We start from the raw sequence: 18,448 nt of genomic DNA, 5'->3' as shown, positions 1-18,448 counted from the left end.
TTCTATAAAGATTATTAATATTGTTTTGTCGATTTCACCAGAACTCCATGAGATACTTTTCTACATTTTTCTTGCTGAGCATACTCCTTACTGCAAGCTGTAAAAACACTTCAGAAAATAACACTTCAGAAACAACCTCTTCTGAGCCGGAATGGATCAGTCAAGTGGGCGCGAATGACCTTGAATTCAATGAAAAAGTTTTCTATGTAAATGACTACGATGCTATTGCAGACGGGAGCGCATTAACCACCACCGCTATTCAACAAGCCATAGACGCTGCAGCAGCAAACGGAGGCGGCACGGTCACGTTCAAGCCGGGAACTTATCTTAGCGGTTCAATTTTTATTAAGGAAAATGTACACTTTAATATTCCGGAAGGTGTAGCCATTTTGGGTAGCGAGTCTATTGAAGATTACCCCGAGATCGATACACGCGTTGCCGGTATCGAAATGAAATGGCCTGCTGCACTCATCAACGTTTTAGATCAAAAAAACGTTACAATTGATGGTGAAGGACTGGTGGACGGCCAGGGAAAAGTCTATTGGGACTATTATTGGAACTTACGCGAAGAATATGAACCCAAAGGTTTACGCTGGATCGTAGATTATGATGCCAAACGCCCACGTACCTTCTTACTTCAAAATGCTGAAAATGTATTTCTAAAAGACCTCAATATTCAGCGCGCCGGATTTTGGACGGTACAAGTACTCTATTCCAACCACATTACAGTAGACGGCTTGACCATTCGAAACAATATTGGCGGTCACGGCCCCAGTACCGATGGGATCGATATTGACAGTTCAAAATATATTTTAGTTCAAAACTGCGATATCGATTGCAACGATGATAACTTTTGTCTAAAAGCAGGACGCGATTGGGACGGACTTCGGGTAGATCGTCCTACCGAATATGTGGTGATCAGAGATTGTATCGCTCTTGCAGGGTCTGGCTTAACGACCATAGGTAGTGAGACAAGTGGAGATATTCGGCACGTATTTGTTTCCAATATTCAAGGAAAAGGAACCAAAACCGGACTCAAAATAAAATCAGCAACCAACCGAGGCGGAACCGTAGAAGACATTCATATGCAAAATATCAAGATGGATAGCGTAGGGACCTTTATGCAAGTTTCGATGAACTGGAATCCTTCGTACAGCTATTCTAAATTACCGGAGGGCTATGATTACGATTCCATCCCAAAACGCTGGAAAACCCTACTCGAAGAAGTTACGCCTCCAGAAAAAGGAATCCCAACGTTTAAAGATATTAGCATTTCAAACATCGAGGTTCAAGGCGCCAAACGCGCGATCTACGTGAACGGAATGGAAACTTCTACAGTAAGCAATATTCAACTGACTGATGTACATATTGCTGCACAGGAAGCCGGTCAAATAACGTACAGTAAAGATTGGACCCTTGACAATGTGAGTCTCAATATCGCCGATGGTTCTACGCTAACAATAGAAAATGCACCTGGCGTTGAATTCCCTAATACCCTATACATCGCCAATGATGAAGATTAATATGAAATTGAACTTTCTAAGTTACCTCGCTTTTTTCCTCTGTATTTTTCAGTTCACTGCCGCCTGCTCTCAAGCTGCAAATCATTTTGAGCTGGTAACAGAACGTCAAAAAGTAAGTATTATTTATGATAAAGACGGAGTTGCACTTGATTCTATTGCAGCACACTTACTTGCAAAAGATATTGAACGCGTAAGTGGATATTTGCCTCAGGTAACTACTGCTATAAATTCGGTATCTGGAAACGCAATCGTTATAGGTAGTCAAGCCTCTGATTTGATACAAAGCTTTTCAGAAGCAACCACCCCAAAACAAGAAGCTTGGGAAAGCTATACCCTTAAACTTGTAAAACCGAAAAGTAGCCCAATCAAAAATGCTTTGGTTATTGCAGGCGCAGATGCCCGAGGAACCGCTTACGGCGTGTTTGATATTTCAGAAAAAATTGGCGTTTCTCCTTGGTACTGGTGGGCTGACGTAGTTCCTGAAAAGCAAGAAGAATTAACACTTGAAGTCAGTTCATTTCAGTCTAAAAGTCCACAAGTAAAATACCGTGGTATTTTTCTTAACGATGAAGATTGGGGGTTGCAACCTTGGGCTGAGCATACCTTTGAACCCGAAACCGGTGATATAGGACCTAAAACCTACGCAAAGATCTTCGAGTTATTGCTACGCCTAAAAGCCAATGCGATTTGGCCGGCGATGCACCCCAGCACCAAAGCCTTTTTTCACTATCCGGGTAATCTAAAAATAGCCGAAAACTATGAGATCGTTTTAGGCTCTTCTCACGCCGAGCCGATGCTACGCAACAATGTTGACGAATGGGATCACGATACGATGGGGGATTTTAACTATTTCAGCAATAAAGAAAAAGTGCTCAAGTATTGGGAAGATCGCGTAGAAGAAGCTCAAAACGCCAACGGTATTTACACCGTGGGAATGCGAGGCGTTCACGACAGCGGAATGGCGGGCGCAAAAAGCACGGAAGACGCGGCTAATATCCTAAATCAAATCATTCAGGATCAGCGAAAACTTTTACAAAAGCACGTTGGGAATCCAGAGGAAATCCCACAAGTATTTACCGTTTATAAGGAAGTGCTGGATGTTTATGAATATGGTCTGGAGCTTCCTGAAGACATAACCCTGATGTGGACCGACGACAACTACGGCTACATCCGCCGACTTAGTAACGCTGAAGAACGCAAGCGCAGCGGCGGAAGCGGAGTATATTATCACGCTTCGTATTGGGGAAGACCGCACGATTATCTCTGGTTGAGCACCACACACCCGGCACTTATTAGAGAAGAAATGCTCAAGGCCTACGACACCGGTGCAGACAAGATCTGGATTCTTAATGTGGGCGATCTTAAACCTGCAGAATACAATATGCAGTTTTTTATGGATCTCGCTTTTGATCCCGAATCCTTTAGAAAACCGGATAGCTATAAGCAGCATATGACCGATTTCTATGAAGGAATCTTTGGAAGTGATCTAGGAGCCGAAATTAGCAGCCTGCGTGAAACCTATTATGACCTCGCCTGGCTCAGAAAACCTGAGTTTATGGGATGGAGTCAAACCGAACCTACACGTCCTACACATTTGACAGCATTTAGTTTAGAAGAAGAAAATCCACAACGACGTGCTGCCTATCAACACTTGGAACAAGAGGTTGCTACGCTTAGCAATACCATTGAAGATGCACAGCAAGACGCTTGGTTTCAGCTTGTGGCCTATCCTATTTTGGGCGCTTCAGCAATGAATCAGAAATATTTATATCGGGATTTAGCGAGTTTCAATACGAAACAGCATCCAGAACTAACGCAAAACTATCAGGATTCCATCGCGCTAAAACAACAGCAGATTCAGGAGCTTACCAAAAAGTACAATACCCAGATCGCTGGTGGGAAATGGAATCGTATGATGCACAGTGCGCCACGCGGTTTACCGGTTTACAAAGTACCCGATGCCGTACTTGCTGATGAAGAAGCCGTTCAAAAATATCCAAAACCCGTGATCTCAAGAAAACTGGCTAACTTTTCTAATGCAGAAAATTTTGAAGAAGGCTTTCCGCAGGAATTAACCGGTTTGGGATATTCTAAAACCGCATTACAACTCGCACCGGCTACTCATAACGCCTACTCCGCTACTGCTTTTACAGAGAATCCGGTCTTACACTTTGACATGGAACTGGAGCAAACTATAGCAGAGGCAACCCTTACGCTAACAGCTGTTCCCAATCATCCGATTACCGGTGAGCAAAAGTTACGCCTTGGCGTTCAATGGGATGATCTACCGGTAGAGATCCTTAATTTTGAAACCCACGGAAGAAGCGAAACCTGGAAGATCAATGTATTACGTAATCAGGCGCGCGCCTCATTAAACCTGAAAGAACTCAATGCCGGCAAACATCAATTAAAGCTTTTTGTTATTGATCCCGGCGTGCTCCCGGATTATTTCACCATAACTCAAGCAAATCAAAAGATTCCCTATACCTTTTCAAATCAATAAAGCACTGACTATGAAAATCAAATGCACTCCCTACCTGTTGCTTTTAATATCCGTTTTAACCTACACCAGCTGTACCTCACAGCGCCTGATGGAAAATCTTGATCGAGGCGTTATAGTGATTCCGCAAGAAGATCAATCTGCAGTAATCAGTTGGAGGGTTTTAGGTACAGACCCGGATGAACTTAACTTCAACTTGTACCGCCAGTCTGGTGACGAAATGCCCCAGCAATTGAATACCAAACCTATTTCTGGAAGTACTTTTTTTATAGATACCAATGCCGATTGGTCTAAGAAAAATACCTGGTATGTCGCTTCTATTTTAGATGGAAAAGAAACTAAAGAATCTGGTGCATTCAGTATTGAAGCAAATGCCGAGCACAAACCCTATTTAAGTATTCCACTTCAAACTCCGGATGGCTACGCTCCCGGTGATGCCAGCACCGCAGACCTTGACGGAGACGGGCAATACGAGTTGGTTATTCATCAAATGGGAATGGGACACGACAACTCCCATCGCGGACTAACAGACGATCCTATTTTTCAGGCTTACGAGTTGTCTGGCGAGTTGTTATGGGAAATAAACCTTGGAAAAAACATTCGGGAAGGAGCGCATTATACACAGTTTTTGGTCTACGATTTTGACAGCGATGGTAAAGCCGAAATGGTTTGCAAAACAGCAGATGGCACCACTGATGCATTAGGTAATGTCATTGGAGATCCGGAAGCCGACTGGCGCGATACCGATGAAAAAAGTAGAACCTACGGAAAGATCCTAAAAGGACCGGAATACCTAACCGTTTTTGACGGTCAAACCGGGAAAGCACTTGCCACTACCGATTATATCGCACCCCGTGGCGACATCAGCAAGTGGGGTGGTCACGGCGGAAACGGCGGAAACGACAATACCGGAAATCGCGTAGATCGCTTTACCGCTTGTGTGGCCTATTTAGATGGGATTCACCCAAGTTTTGTGATGGGACGAGGCTATTATGGTCGTACCGTTCTTGCTGCTTTTGATTTTAAAAATGGTGAGATCACCTCGCGCTGGGTATTTGACAGTGAAAACCGGGAAAATCCGTATTCAGGACAAGGAAATCATAACCTCTCGGTTGCAGATGCTGATGCCGATGGTAAAGACGAGATCATCTTTGGCGCGATGGCTGTTGATGATGATGGCACAGGAATGTATTCCACCGGTTTTAGACACGGTGACGCGATTCATGTAAGCGATCTGGATCCCGATGTTCCAGGCTTAGAACGTTTTGGAATACACGAGATCGAAGACGGTACCAAAGGCCCTGGGATTGCCCTCTTTTCGATAAAAGACGGAACCGTTTTATACACCGCCGAACCCAATCGCGATATTGGTCGCGGCGTAGCAGCCAATATAGACACCACCCGCGTAGGTGCGCAAATGTGGTGGCTGGGCTCGCGCGACTTACACGACATCAAAGGAAATGTAATAGGTAAAGCACCACGGGCTACTAACTTCCTGATCTGGTGGGATGGCGATTTTAGCCGCGAACTTTTAGACCGTACTTACATCGCAAAATATGGAAAAGGAATGCTCTTTAATGCCGATGGTGCTACGTGGTCAAGAGGGAGTAAAGCAACGCCTTCCTTAAGTGCTGATATTCTTGGAGATTGGCGCGAAGAATTGCTCCTCCCAAGTAAAGAGGGTGACGAGATGCGCATCTACACTACCACCATTCCGACCACGCACCGTATGTATACCTTGATGCACGATCCGCAATACCGCTTAAGCATCGCTTGGCAAAATGTAGGATACAATCAACCGCCGCACACCGGTTTTTATATGGGCTATGGAATGAAAAAAGCTCCAAAACCAAACATAAAATTGATTCCGGAAACTATAGACTGATCGAGATGTACGCCAATAAAACAACACGCTTTCTTAAACCAATCTTTATCCTGTTTTTAGCAGGAATTAGCTGGAAGGGATTAGGTCAGCAAAAACAGGAATATTGGCATAACAAATCCAGAACAATTCATTACAAACCGGAAGGAAACGCTTTTGTCCTGGTAAATGGTTCTCGAAAATTCAATCGTGCCCTGTATGGTACCAATACCGGTTTTAGAGTAGAAACCGGTGACCTGCCGGAATTTGCATTGTACCTGCCCGGAATGGGTGGAAATTTCAAACTGGGAATTTCTAAAGAAACAGAATCCAAATGGATCACTGAAGCCGATAGTATTACAACTAAATATACTCCCGGAATGATGGAGTACGAAATCCATGATGCACTCTTAGGCAACGGTTTTTTTAAACTTACGGTTTTGGCTTCAGCAGAAACAGAAGGATTTCTTTTAAAAGTTGAAGAACATAATATTCCCGAAGCTGTTGGTCTTCATTGGCTTTTTGGCGGTGCCAGCGGAAAGAAATTTCATCGTGATGGTGATATCGGTGCAGATCCGGAATCGGTATTTTATCTACAACCGGAATATGCCCGGCACAATTCTTATGATCTCAAAGAAAACGGATTTACCCTTCAGTTCAACTGGGATGCAAAAAGTCAAACCAATAAAAAAACACTGACCGCCGCTGTTCCTGAAGGACAACTGAATTTAGGCAGTGCTCACGCTATTCAAAATCCCAATACTCTTCAACGAGCTACATTAGATTCTCTTCCTGTCATTTATGGAACGGTCGACAGATCAGCCGCGAAAACCTATTATTGGAACATTGAGCATACGACAGGCGATACTTCTGATAAAGTATTAAGCAGTGCTTCAGCCTTTAAAAAAGCAAGCTTCAAAGCAGACACTTTAGCAAACAGAATAAAACTGAATACTCCTGATCCATATCTCAATACCTTAGGTGGCACACTGGCTACAGCGGCAGATGCCATCTGGGAAGATCCTGCTTTTTTACACGGTGCCGTAGCCTGGCGGATGCATCTCAACGCATGGCGCGGGGCCTACAATGCAGATGTGTTAGGTTGGCACGATCGCGCTAAAACGCATTTTAAAAGCTACGGAAATTCTCAAGTGCTCGAACCCGAACGCGGACCTGTGGTACTTGACAGCAGTCGTAACTTTGCCCGACAGAAAGAGGTTTTGGGTACGGCAATGTTCAGTAAAGGTTATATCAGCAGGCACCCCAACCGCAATGATCGCGCCCATCACTATGATATGAATCTGGTTTTTATAGACCAGCTCCTTACCTATTTCAACTGGAACGACGATCCCGAGTTTTTAGAGGAAATCTTTCCGGTGATCGAACGGCATTTGGCTTGGGAAAAGCGCAACTACGACACCAACGATGATGGTTTGTATGATGCTTATGCGGCCATCTGGGCAAGTGACGCCCTGCAATACAGTGGAGGCGCGGTTACCTATACTTCGGCTTATAATTATCGTGCGAATACTTTAGCAGCAAAGCTGGCGGCGCGTTTAGGAAAAGATCCACAAGCTTATTTAGATGAAGCGGAAAAGATAAAAAATGCCATTCAGCAAAAATTATGGCTTCCGGATCAAGGGGTGTATGCCGAATACCAAGATGCTTTGGGCAATGAATTACTTCACAAAGCTCCCGGGATTTGGACGGTGTATCACGCCATCGATAAAAGGGTGCCTGATACATTTCAGCAGCAGCAAGCCTTACATTATATTCAAAAGGAAATTCCACATATTCCGGTGCAAGCAGACGGACTTCCACACGAAGATCTCGAATTGGTTCCCACCACAAACTGGCAACCCTACACTTGGTCTGTAAACAATGTAGCACTTGCTGAAAACCTCAACACTGCCCTGGCCTTATGGCAGGGTGGAAATCCCGAAGCAGGTTATAAACTTTTTGAAAGTGCGCTGGTGGAGAGTATGTATTTAGGTGCATCACCCGGTGGCTTTCAGCAGTTATCCTTTTATGATGCGATTCGAGGGGAATTGTATCGGGATTTTGCAGACCCTATCGGGGTGGCTTCGCGAGCCTTGGTAGAAGGACTTTTTGGTATTCAACCCAATCTTTTGGAGCATAAGCTGAAAATCAAGCCGGGTTTTCCTGAAGAATGGGATCACGCCAATCTCAATCTTCCTGACCTAGATGTTGCTTTTAAAAAAACAGGAAACACCACAACCTATACGATTACTAATAAATTTAAAACCGATGTGGATCTGGAGCTGGAATTGAGCATTAACACCACTGCTATTAAAGCGGTTTTAGTCAATGGAAACCCGGTAAATTATCAACCCGTAGCCGAAGCCATTGGTAAGCCTAAAATTTTAATTCCGGCGGGGGTTCATAAAAACTATACGATTCAGGTCACTACTGAAGACTCTACGCCTGAAAGACTTCAGAGCAACGCTTTTTATGCGCAAGGAGCAGCTTTTGAACTCACATCAAATAAAGCTGAACTACTCGAACTCAAAGATCCTCAGCAGGTTTTGGCAAAAGTAGACCTTGCAGCGCATCAATTGACCGGGCAGATCGCTTCTGAAACGGGACATAAAATGTTTTTTGTAAAGCTGAAACAAAACGAGGTGACGTGGTGGCAGCCGATAGAAATTGAAGTGAAACCTAGATTCAACCTGCTTTCTACGCGGGTTACAAAAGACAGTCTAAAAATCACAATTCATAATAACCAGTCCCGTGAACTAAACGGCAGCAATCAAATCAATTCAGGAAAGGAGCGTGTATTAGATATCGAAGCAAACAGCACTGCAGACCTAATGTTGCCTCTTTCTGAATTTATCCCCGGAACCAATGAACTTGAGCTACGGGAGGAATCTGGGCGACCTAACACCATCCAATTCACCAATTGGGATATTCCAAACTCCAGCAAAAAGCAGCAAACGATGCCAAACATCAGTAGCTTTTTTAATGCACGTGTAGACGAAATATTTCAGCAGCAGTATTTGAGTCCGCGACCCCAATCCCCTACCCTGCAGCTTCCCACTACCGGCATTGGCAATTGGTGTTACGCCAATGTCGCTGAGGATATTCACCTAGACGATTCCGGACTTCGCAAGGCCTCAGGAGTTGGAGGATTTCAAGGACTAAGATGGGTTTTTCACTTCACTCCTTCAGAAGAAGATGCTCTCAATATCGCATTCACCTCAAAATGGGACAACTATCCCGATTCGATCACTATTCCGCTTAAAGGCAAGGCATCCCACGCCTATTTTATGATGGCAGGAACCACCAACCCGATGCAGACCCAACTGGTAAATGGCACAGTAACTGTCACCTATACCGATGGAACTACCGCGATTTTAGAACTGAAGAATCCGGAAAACTGGTGGCCTATCGAGCAGGATTATTATACAGACGGTTATGCCTTCACCACCGGCGGGCCCAAACCACCTCGGGTGATTTTTAAAACCGGCGAGATCACACGTGATTTTAAAGACTATACAAACATTCACGGCTTTACCAATTACGGAATCGATGGCGGCGCAGGGACGATTCTCGACCTTCCGCTGGATCCACAAAAAACATTAGAAAAACTGACGCTCGAAGCCCAGGCCAATGATGTGATCATCGGGCTGATGAGTATCACATTATTGAAACCATAAAAAGATGAAAAATACATTCTGGATCACCACAATCGTTTTGGCCTTATGCCTTATCGGATGCAAAAAGGAACAACATACAGAGGAAACCGAAAATACCACAATAGACCGAAAAGCAGTTGTCACCAGGCACAACGTGCACATTTCTGAAGTAGATACGCTTGCTTCATTAACTGTGGGTAACGGTGCTTTTGCGTTTACAACAGATGTCACGGGACTGCAAAGCTTTCCTGAATATTATCAAAGAGGAATTACTTTAGGAACCTTGTCTGAATGGGGATGGAATGCAAAACCCAACAATCAAGACTATTCCTTTGAAGAAACCTTAAAAGACTATGATCAAAACGGAAGAAAAGTCTCCTATGCCACGCAGATAAAAACCCCGCAACACGCCAAGGAAGCCGTTGAATTTTTTCGGTCAAACCCACATCGGGTACATTTGGGAAATCTGGGGTTTGAACTCACCAAAAAGGACGGAACTCCGGTTAAACCGGAAGACCTCAGCGACATTGATCAGACCTTAGATTTATGGACGGGAATGCTCACCAGTTCGTTTGCTGTTGAAGGTATTCCTGTGCAAGTGAAAACCGCCAGCGCTCCAAACAGTGACGTAATTGCCGTTCAGGTAAATTCAGCCTTAATTGCAAGTGGCCAACTTAAAATACGCTTGCGTTTTGCGGCTCCAACAGCTGCCTGGACCGATTATGGAACCCAGTGGGAGAATCCGGAGTACTATACAAGCAGTATAGCAGCACAAGATGATACTTCAGCCGTGATCGAACGTCAATTGGATTCGCTGAACTATAACGTCGCTTTAAACTGGGAAGGAACGGCTACAGTTTCTGAAAAGGAAGCACACTATTTTCTCGTTGAACCTACAGGAGACCAAATCGCATTAACCTGCACATTTACAGATTCAGAACCGAAACGAAAGAACGCTACCGAAGCAATTTTTCAAAATAGCGCAACAGCGTGGGAAAGCTATTGGTCTAATGGCGGAATCGTAGATTTCTCAGGAAGTGCCGATCCGCGAGCAAACGAACTCGAGCGTCGTGTAGTGCTCTCCCAATATTTGACCAAAGCGCAAACTGCAGGAAAAATGCCACCGCAAGAAACCGGACTTACGTATAACAGTTGGTACGGAAAGCCGCACCTGGAAATGCATTGGTGGCACGGGGTGCACTACGCACTTTGGGGCAGACCTCAATATTTAAAAAACACCTTAAACTGGTATGAAAGTGCTTTTGATAATGCCAAAGCCCTGGCAGAACGTCAAGGGTTCAAAGGTGCGCGTTGGCAAAAAATGACCGATCCTTATGGCGAAGAAGGTCCTTCATCTGTAGGTGCTTTTCTGGTTTGGCAACAACCGCATTTCATCACCTTTGCCGAACTGCTTTACCGGGCAGACTCTAGCAAAGCAACGCTCAACAAATACAAAGAACGCGTTTTTGCTACCGCAGATTTTATGGCTTCGTTTCCCGATTATGATAAAGAAAATGATCGCTATGTGTTGGGCCCACCGGTAATTCCTGCACAGGAACGTTTTGAAAAGACCGAAACCTTCAATCCAACCTACGAACTCGCGTATTGGAATTGGGCACTCAAAACCGCTTCAGCATGGAAAGAACGCGCAGGCGAACCGGTTCCTAAACAATGGACAGAGGTTCTGGAAAAGCTTTCGGCTTTGCCGGTTCAGGAAGATTATTATTTGGCCACGGAAAGCGCCACAGATTCCTACACCAATCCCGAGTTCTTGACCGATCACCCTTCGGTTTTTGGAGCCTATGGTATGCTCCCGGAAACGTCTTTACTCAACAAGGCCACGATGCGCAATACGTTTAATAAAGTTTGGGAGGTATGGACCTGGGAAGACACATGGGGATGGGATTTCCCGATGACAGCGATGACCGCTACGCGTTTAGGTATGCCAGAAAAAGCTGTAGATGCCTTATTTATGGATGCACAAACCAATACCTATCTTAAAAATGGTCACAACTATCAAGAAGAACGTTTAACGCTGTATATGCCCGGTAACGGCGGTTTGCTTACTGCTGTGGCGATGATGTGCGCCGGTTGGGATGGTAACGAAACTAAAAATCCCGGATTCCCAAAAGACGGCAGTTGGAACGTAAAATGGGAAGGGCTAGAGCCTTTTTTTTAATAAAAATTCAAAACCATCAACGTTTTCGCAATATTTTGTACAAAAAAATTACAGGTAAAACAATTAATATAATCAACGAAGATAAAAGCATTAAAATGAAATATAGTTTCCATACATAGTAAAATGATAACCATAAAAAAATAGCTATAATACCTGCAATAGGAAAGATCACTATCAAAAGAGTATTCAACAATATTTTTGATAAATCTTTTTTTCGTTTGAGAGAAACATTTAGAACAATCTTACCATTGTTTCTATACTTTTTATCCAATAATAATAAGGGAGAATAAAGAATAAAGATTGAAGAGCTAGTGAAGTAAAAATAATATAACGTGAAGAATAAAGACAAGCCTTCACCTTCTACAATAAAACATTTAGACAAACCAGTAAACCAAATTTCATAAATATCCTTTCTAAACAAATATCCCAAACCACTTAATAAAATATAAAAGGAAAGAATTATTGGCTTAAAGTTTTTAAACAATAGAAAACGACCCCAGAAAAAATTAAATTCACGCATAAAGGATTTTATTAGAAAAAGCTTCCGTTAAATAATTATCCACATGTTAGCGCGCGATTGCATCGCGTGCTAACACTTATAAATCTCATTTATCGAGAAACGCCTCCTGAATCGCTTTCAATTCTTCAGTAGAAACTTGTATCGCAGTACCGTGGCGTATGCCATCAGGAAAAGAAACTTGATCAGAAATATCAGTCCAATTTTTTAAGTCGGTTGATTGTACAGCGCCATATTGATGCTCTGTATACTTATCAAAATACACCAACCACTTGCCATCCTTCTGAATGGCGGTAGGACCTTCTGCCCAATACTTACCGGTAATGGGAGCGCTCGCTTCAGAATAAGGTCCGGTTAAATTTTGTGCTGTAGCTACTTTTAAGTTCTTACGCGCAGGTTCGCGGGTTTCATCTTTTAAGAACATCACATACTGTGATCCATCCCATTGAATCGTCGCGTCTATCGAATTAAAACCGGGTTCGTACAAGACTTTGGCCTTGGAAAACGCTTTAAAATCTTTAGTGATGGTATAATACATTCTGTGATTGTAACCGGCATCTTTTTCAGATTGCGTTTCAGGGTATAATCCGGGGATGGTGGTCGCCCAGTAGATCATATATTCATCGTTTTGTGCATCATAGGTAATTTCCGGAGCCCAACAATTACGTGCTGTTTCCTCGTGTTGCATCACCGGGATAAGCTGCTGCTCAGACCAGTTGATCAAATCATTAGAAGAAGCATAACCAATTCCACGTTCAGTCCAGCCGGTGGTCCAAACCATATGATAGACGCCGTCGCCACCTTTGATTACCGCAGGATCGCGCATTAATTTCTGCTCGCCAACTTCAGGTGTAAGAATCGATTGATCATCATTCAACGACTGCCAATGTAAGGCATCGGTACTGTAGGCTAAATGCAAACCGTCTTCTCCATTTCCTTTAAAATAGGTAAAAATATAGGCTGGATCTTGAGCTTTACACGAGGTGAAAGCTAAAGCTAGTATTAGACAAATAGAGAGGTTTTTGAGCATAGGTAACATGTGTATAGTTAGTTTCGTTCAAAGCAGATTGTCCTCTCGAGCGCAGTCGAGAGGTTATTAATCTCGTTTTATTATCATAAGGTCTCGGCTGCGCTCGACCTGACAACTAGATGTCTAGCGTAAACTAATTGATGCCTTTTATTCAGCAATCAAGTCATGCTTTTTCATCCATAAACTCAAAGCAGCGGGCCAAGAATCGGCAGTGTGGGCGCGGCCCATCCCAAAACCGTGGCCGCCATCTTCATACAAATGTATTTCCGCAGGAACTCCGGCATCTTTCAACGCTAAGTAGTAGTTAATGCTGTTTTCTACAGGAACCGCATAATCATCGGTGGCGTGCGCCAGAAAAGCCATTGGAGTTTCAGGCGTTATCTGATACTCGCCGCTATACGCATACACAGCGCCTCGAGAAGCTTTTTTTCCTAATAAATTATCTTTTGAACCCTGATGTGTAATCCCACGTTGCATACTGATCACCGGATAGATTAACACCGAAAAATCGGGTCGTGCTGAAACGCCTTCCGCAGCGTCATAAACCTTATCAGCATAATGCGTAGCAGCGGTTGAGGCCAAATGCCCGCCGGCAGAAAAGCCCATGATTCCCACTTTTGAAGTATCGATACCATAAGTAGAGGCTTGCTCGCGCACATAGCGAATGGCGCGCTGTACATCCTGTAGTGGTCCTATGCTTTTATCTTCCATAATCGCATCGCTGGGGAGTCTGTACTTTAATACAAAACCGGTTACGCCTTGTTCTGCAAACCAGGCAGCAAGTTTGTAGCCTTCTTTATCAATCGCGAGATGTCCATAACCACCACCCGGACAAATGACCACGGCAGTTCCGTTGGCCTTGCCGGCTTCGGGCTCGTAAATGGTCAATGTAGGATCGGTAACCTTATCTACTCCATAAACCTGCCCATTATCAGCGTGTTGTACTTCTTGATATGCTGCATCGATTTTACTGTTAGGAACTCCGCTTTCCCAGAGTTTGACTTCCTTTTGTGCGTGAAGACTGTTCATACTCACAAAGCTAAAACCTAAAGCCCATACGAATACCGAATAAACGGATTTATAATTTTTCATAAAATTCTATTTCTACAATACGCAACTGCCCTTTGGCTGCTGCCGCTTTATCGTCTTTAAATAAATCAAGTTCCTTATTGGGATCAACCTCAACAATATCATTAAAGCCATCTTCCTCCTTTTGAGCGCCGGCCAACTGCACCGTGATCTCATCAGTTTTTACTGTTTTCAGAGGAATGGTGATATACCCCAGACTTTGCCAGGACTCGCCCTCAAAGAGGACCTCATCTCCTGCTAAAATACGTAAAGGATATTTTTTTCTGCGCCAACCGGTCAATTTAATCACGCATTCATTAACCTCGGCTTCTTTGGCTAAGGTGTAGGTGATCCAACCGGTTTTTTCCTGACCGTCATTGCGCCATTCGGTGAGTTCATTATCATCATAACTCAGGTACGGTTCATCTTCTTCATTGGCGGTTTGTGCCGAACGAATAAACACCGGTTTACGTTTCCACGAAAAAGAAGGCGTTTTAGGTGTAGGACCACGGTCGAGATAAGATGGTAAATCTGCTCCGGGTAATACACTTGCCAATCCGTTTTGGGTTTCAAATGCTTCGGAATCCAATTCTATTGAAGCATTTTTGATTCCGGATGCTTTCGCTTTGATCTTGATGCTTCCAGCCTGCGTCGTAGATTGAATCATCACGCGATTTACACCATTTTCAACCGGAAGCACTTTCGACTCAATATAATTATCAGGACCGTCTGCAATACCGCCCAGCCAAGTTGCCGGACCATCCAGTTCAAATTCGATCTTAGAATTATCAAGCGGACAACGCTGCCCGTCTTTATCTACCACTTCCACTTCAAAAAGCGCAACATCTGCACCATCGGCTTTAAATGGAAGTTGTGCTTCTAAACGCTTCAATCGTATGCTGTGTGGTGTTCCTGCGGTGGTCTTTTCTGCTGTGCTCAGGATCCTTCCTTCGGCATCATAGCTCACGGCTTTCACATTTCCGGGTTCAAACCTTAGATCTTCAAACGTAAACAGAAAACTGTAGGCTTTCTTACCAAAGCCTTGAGACTTTCCGTTGATAAAAAGCTCTACTTTTTCACCGGTAGAAACCACATAAAAATCTTTTTGCGTACCCGGTTTATAATTCCAGTGACCCAGCATATGCGTGCCGTGCTCTTCTGTATCTACCCAGCCATTCCACATCACCTGATGTGCAAAAAAGCCGTCTTTAGGAATACGCATAGGATCTACTTCCCCACTCGTACGGTAATTTTGTTCCCCGCGATAATGCGTATTGGAGTCTGAAAAAATAATATTCACACCCCCTGAACTCACGCGGTGACCGGTTCCCGGGCGGGCTTCATAATAATCATGCCAGCGAATAACATCTTCGATCGCGTGGCGATCCTGATTGTGATTGTAAGATGTTGCCGGCTCTCCTTTGTACAAAGGTCCGTCGCCTTCTTTGTGAAAAGGTGGTGAAAACTCATCCCAATATTTGCGCATACCTTCATCGCGACTGTACTCGGTAGCCCACATCGGGATTCGTGCACTTTTATTGATGTAAAGCATCTCGCCACCATATTCAGCTTCACGGCTATCGAGCATCTCTCTCGAACCGATGGCACGCCCGCCATACGGGTCGTAAGTGTCGCGTAGACTTTTCATCTCTGCCATATGCGGCTCGCTGATCGCATCATTACCACTCTCATAGAAAACAATACTGGGATTATTTCGATTATAAATAATGGCATCACGCATCAGGTTGGTACGCTGTTTCCAGTGGTCTCCCTGAGAATCTTTTTCAGCATCTCCGGCGGGCATCGCCTGAATAAGCCCAACGCGATCACAAGACTCGATATCCTGTTTCCAAGGAGTTACGTGCATCCAGCGTACGAGATTCCCGTTGCCTTCGACGATCATACGATTGCTAAAATCACTCAACCACGCAGGGACAGACATCCCGATCGCCGGCCACTCGTTGCTGGTGCGTTGTGCATAGCCTTTCATTTGCAATACGCGATCGTTGAGATAAACTTTTCCTTCTTTAAATTCGGTTTTTCTAAAACCGGTTTTGGTACTGACTTCATCAATGACGTTACCCTCAACTTTCAACATGGATTTTACAGTGTACAAATAACCATACCCCCAACTCCAGAAATTCAGATCTCCCAGGCGTTGCGCTGCGGAAACCATTGTATGTTCTCCCGGAGCAAGCTTGGTTTCATCTCCGGAAAATTCGGCCACCTTTTTATTATCCAAATCAAAAACAGCTACTGAATATTGAAAGGTTTTAGGGGTGTCATATTCGTTCTTTACTTCAGATTCAACGTGAATCGTAGCCGCTGCCTGTGGAATATCAAAATCTGTAGCGTAGACATAAACTCCGGTAGTCTTTAGATTAGAATACAGCGGAAGCGTTTGATATAATTTATCGGTTACGTGCAAGAATACATTTTTAGGAATACCGCCGTAGTTTGCATTAAAATTGATGTTATTCCAACGATAGGTTGCATTGGTACTGCGCTGGCGGTAATGCCAATCATTGTCGATGCGCAAGGCGATGCTGTTGGGTTTACCATCAAATACAACGATATCGCTAACATCTAAACCAAACGCCATAACGCCGTTCTCGTGCAATCCTACTTGCTTTCCGTTTACATAAATGGTTCCGCCTTGGCGTATGCCTTCAAATTCTAAAAAGATCTTTTGCCCTTTAGCATCTTCCGGAAGTATAAAATTCTTGCGGTACCATACGATTCCCGTACTATGTTCATCTATAGCTTTTAAAAAAGCTTCCTCTTGATTATAGGCGTGTGGCAGCGTCACCTGCGTCCATCCTTGGGTATCAAAAGTGGTAGCTTCCGCACCTTCGATCTCCCCGGTTTTAAACTGCCAATCGCTATTAAAATTATAGGTTTGACGTTGTGCAAAAAGGCTTTGTAGTGTAAGTACAAAGCCGATTAAAACAAGTATAGTTTTTATTTTTTTAAACATAAATTCAAGTTTAGTATTCTAAGCGATACATTTCTGACCCGGCGAGTAAAAAGCACCCCAAACCGTAGTCTTCAAAATCTGGCTGTTTGTCATAAGATAAAGGTTGCCCGTCTTTAGGTTCTTTCCCGGTGGATTGCAACCAGCCTAAAAAGCCATTTTCATGAAGCGATTCTGAGAGCATCGCATTCCAGGCTTTTGTAATTACCGGCAGGTATTTTTCACGATCTAACAAATCGTTATTGATCCCGTAGGCGATCCCGTAAACAAATAGAGCTGTTCCCGAAGTTTCTTTACCTCCAAAATGCGTTGGGTCATGTAGGCTTACATTCCAGAACCCATCTTCGCGCTGCACTTTTACTAAGGCTTCGGCCATTGCTTGCAGATCTTCAATATATTGATCGCGGTGCGGAGCATCTTCAGGAATGATCGAAAGCGTCTTTGCCAACGCAGCGATCACCCAACCATTACCACGACTCCAATAGGAATCTTCTCCGTTAGGTTCAGTATATGGCGGGTCAAAATCTGCATCGCGCCACCATAAACCGTCTTCCGGATTGAACAATCCGTTTTCACCAATGACGTTACGGCTTTCCATATACATCTCATACATCTTTTCAAAATAGCGCGGATCATTTTCCAGTACACCTATTTTAGCAAAAACCGGCATTCCCATTTGTATCGCGTCGATCCAATCCCAATCGCCGTTTTGTGGCGTTACCAAAAACTTTTGCATACAAGCTCTGGTATTTTTCAGTTTTTCAGGATCGGGCTGCAAGTTGTACAGATCAATGTACGTCTGTGCCGCATCATAATCATCTGCATTGCGGGTTTCATTTCCGCTTCGGAAACCCCACTGATGAAAATCGGCCCAGTCTAAAGCATATTGATAGTATTCTTTTTTAGGATAGATCTCGTGTAAGGCCATCAAACCTTCATAATACACGCCGCGAGTCCATATGTTACTTGGGCGTTCTTTATTGGTGATGATGGTTTTGCCTACATCTGGCCATTTCTTCATAAAATACGCATTGGCAAGTTCCATTTTTGCGAGCACATCATCGCGGTTGATCTGTTGCTGTGCAGCACAATTAAAATTGAATGCTGCCAAAACAGCTAAAACCAGTATTTTCTTCATCT

Annotated in this window: 9 protein-coding genes; 5 read left to right on the top strand and 4 right to left on the bottom strand. The window is 43.9% G+C overall.

Annotated elements, in window-relative coordinates; translation table 11 throughout:
• The first annotated feature begins 47 nt into the window (after window positions 1-47).
• Genes WA338_RS10980 through WA338_RS10960 form a run of 5 tightly spaced genes read left to right on the top strand, consistent with a single transcriptional unit; the run spans window position 48 to window position 11,719 of the window.
• Entirely contained in the window at window positions 48-1,523 is a 1,476-nt protein-coding gene (locus tag WA338_RS10980) for a glycoside hydrolase family 28 protein (RefSeq protein ID WP_009781046.1), read from the top strand.
• Window positions 1,510-4,026, top strand: coding sequence for a glycosyl hydrolase 115 family protein (locus WA338_RS10975; RefSeq protein ID WP_336093339.1), 2,517 nt, complete (start codon window positions 1,510-1,512; stop codon window positions 4,024-4,026). Before WA338_RS10980 ends, WA338_RS10975 begins: the two co-directional genes overlap by 14 nt.
• Before the next feature lie 10 nt (window positions 4,027-4,036).
• Entirely contained in the window at window positions 4,037-5,908 is a 1,872-nt protein-coding gene (locus WA338_RS10970; protein ID WP_009781048.1) for a rhamnogalacturonan lyase, read from the top strand.
• A 5-nt stretch (window positions 5,909-5,913) separates the two neighbouring features.
• A complete protein-coding gene (locus WA338_RS10965; RefSeq protein ID WP_273017048.1) occupies window positions 5,914-9,561 on the top strand; it encodes a DUF4450 domain-containing protein in 3,648 nt (1,215 codons plus the stop codon).
• Between the two features lie 4 nt (window positions 9,562-9,565).
• Window positions 9,566-11,719 (top strand): hypothetical protein, encoded by a 2,154-nt coding sequence (locus tag WA338_RS10960; protein ID WP_336093336.1) that lies wholly within the window; start codon window positions 9,566-9,568, stop codon window positions 11,717-11,719.
• Window positions 11,720-12,324: 605 nt separating this feature from the next.
• Here WA338_RS10960 and WA338_RS10955 read toward each other — a convergent pair.
• From WA338_RS10955 to WA338_RS10940, 4 genes are all read right to left on the bottom strand, one after another.
• Window positions 12,325-13,266 (bottom strand): glycoside hydrolase family 43 protein, encoded by a 942-nt coding sequence (locus WA338_RS10955; RefSeq protein ID WP_273017051.1) that lies wholly within the window; start codon window positions 13,264-13,266, stop codon window positions 12,325-12,327.
• 147 nt (window positions 13,267-13,413) lie between these two features.
• Window positions 13,414-14,358, bottom strand: coding sequence for an alpha/beta hydrolase (locus tag WA338_RS10950; protein WP_336093334.1), 945 nt, complete (start codon window positions 14,356-14,358; stop codon window positions 13,414-13,416).
• Window positions 14,345-17,311: a glycoside hydrolase family 2 protein gene (locus tag WA338_RS10945; protein ID WP_009781053.1), complete on the bottom strand. Its 2,967-nt coding sequence runs from the start codon at window positions 17,309-17,311 to the stop codon at window positions 14,345-14,347. The genes WA338_RS10950 and WA338_RS10945 overlap by 14 nt, the downstream gene beginning before the upstream one ends.
• Window positions 17,312-17,321: 10 nt before the next feature.
• Window positions 17,322-18,446, bottom strand: coding sequence for a glycoside hydrolase family 88/105 protein (locus WA338_RS10940; RefSeq protein WP_009781054.1), 1,125 nt, complete (start codon window positions 18,444-18,446; stop codon window positions 17,322-17,324).
• Between the last annotated feature and the right edge of the window lie 2 nt (window positions 18,447-18,448).

It is taken from the genome of Leeuwenhoekiella sp. CH_XMU1409-2 (genome assembly GCF_037029365.1).
Classification (GTDB): domain Bacteria; phylum Bacteroidota; class Bacteroidia; order Flavobacteriales; family Flavobacteriaceae; genus Leeuwenhoekiella; species Leeuwenhoekiella blandensis.
This window is presented reverse-complemented; position numbering and strand designations above follow the sequence as displayed.

Excerpts from the sequence above, each read along its gene's own strand:
- WA338_RS10980 (WP_009781046.1), top strand. The coding sequence starts at position 48 with ATGAGATACTTTTCTACATTTTTCTTGCTGAGCATACTCCTTACTGCA.
- WA338_RS10975 (WP_336093339.1), top strand. The coding sequence starts at position 1,510 with ATGATGAAGATTAATATGAAATTGAACTTTCTAAGTTACCTCGCTTTT.
- WA338_RS10970 (WP_009781048.1), top strand. The coding sequence starts at position 4,037 with ATGAAAATCAAATGCACTCCCTACCTGTTGCTTTTAATATCCGTTTTA.
- WA338_RS10965 (WP_273017048.1), top strand. The coding sequence starts at position 5,914 with ATGTACGCCAATAAAACAACACGCTTTCTTAAACCAATCTTTATCCTG.
- WA338_RS10960 (WP_336093336.1), top strand. The coding sequence starts at position 9,566 with ATGAAAAATACATTCTGGATCACCACAATCGTTTTGGCCTTATGCCTT.
- WA338_RS10955 (WP_273017051.1), bottom strand. The coding sequence starts at position 13,266 with ATGCTCAAAAACCTCTCTATTTGTCTAATACTAGCTTTAGCTTTCACC.
- WA338_RS10950 (WP_336093334.1), bottom strand. The coding sequence starts at position 14,358 with ATGAAAAATTATAAATCCGTTTATTCGGTATTCGTATGGGCTTTAGGT.
- WA338_RS10945 (WP_009781053.1), bottom strand. The coding sequence starts at position 17,311 with ATGTTTAAAAAAATAAAAACTATACTTGTTTTAATCGGCTTTGTACTT.
- WA338_RS10940 (WP_009781054.1), bottom strand. The coding sequence starts at position 18,446 with ATGAAGAAAATACTGGTTTTAGCTGTTTTGGCAGCATTCAATTTTAAT.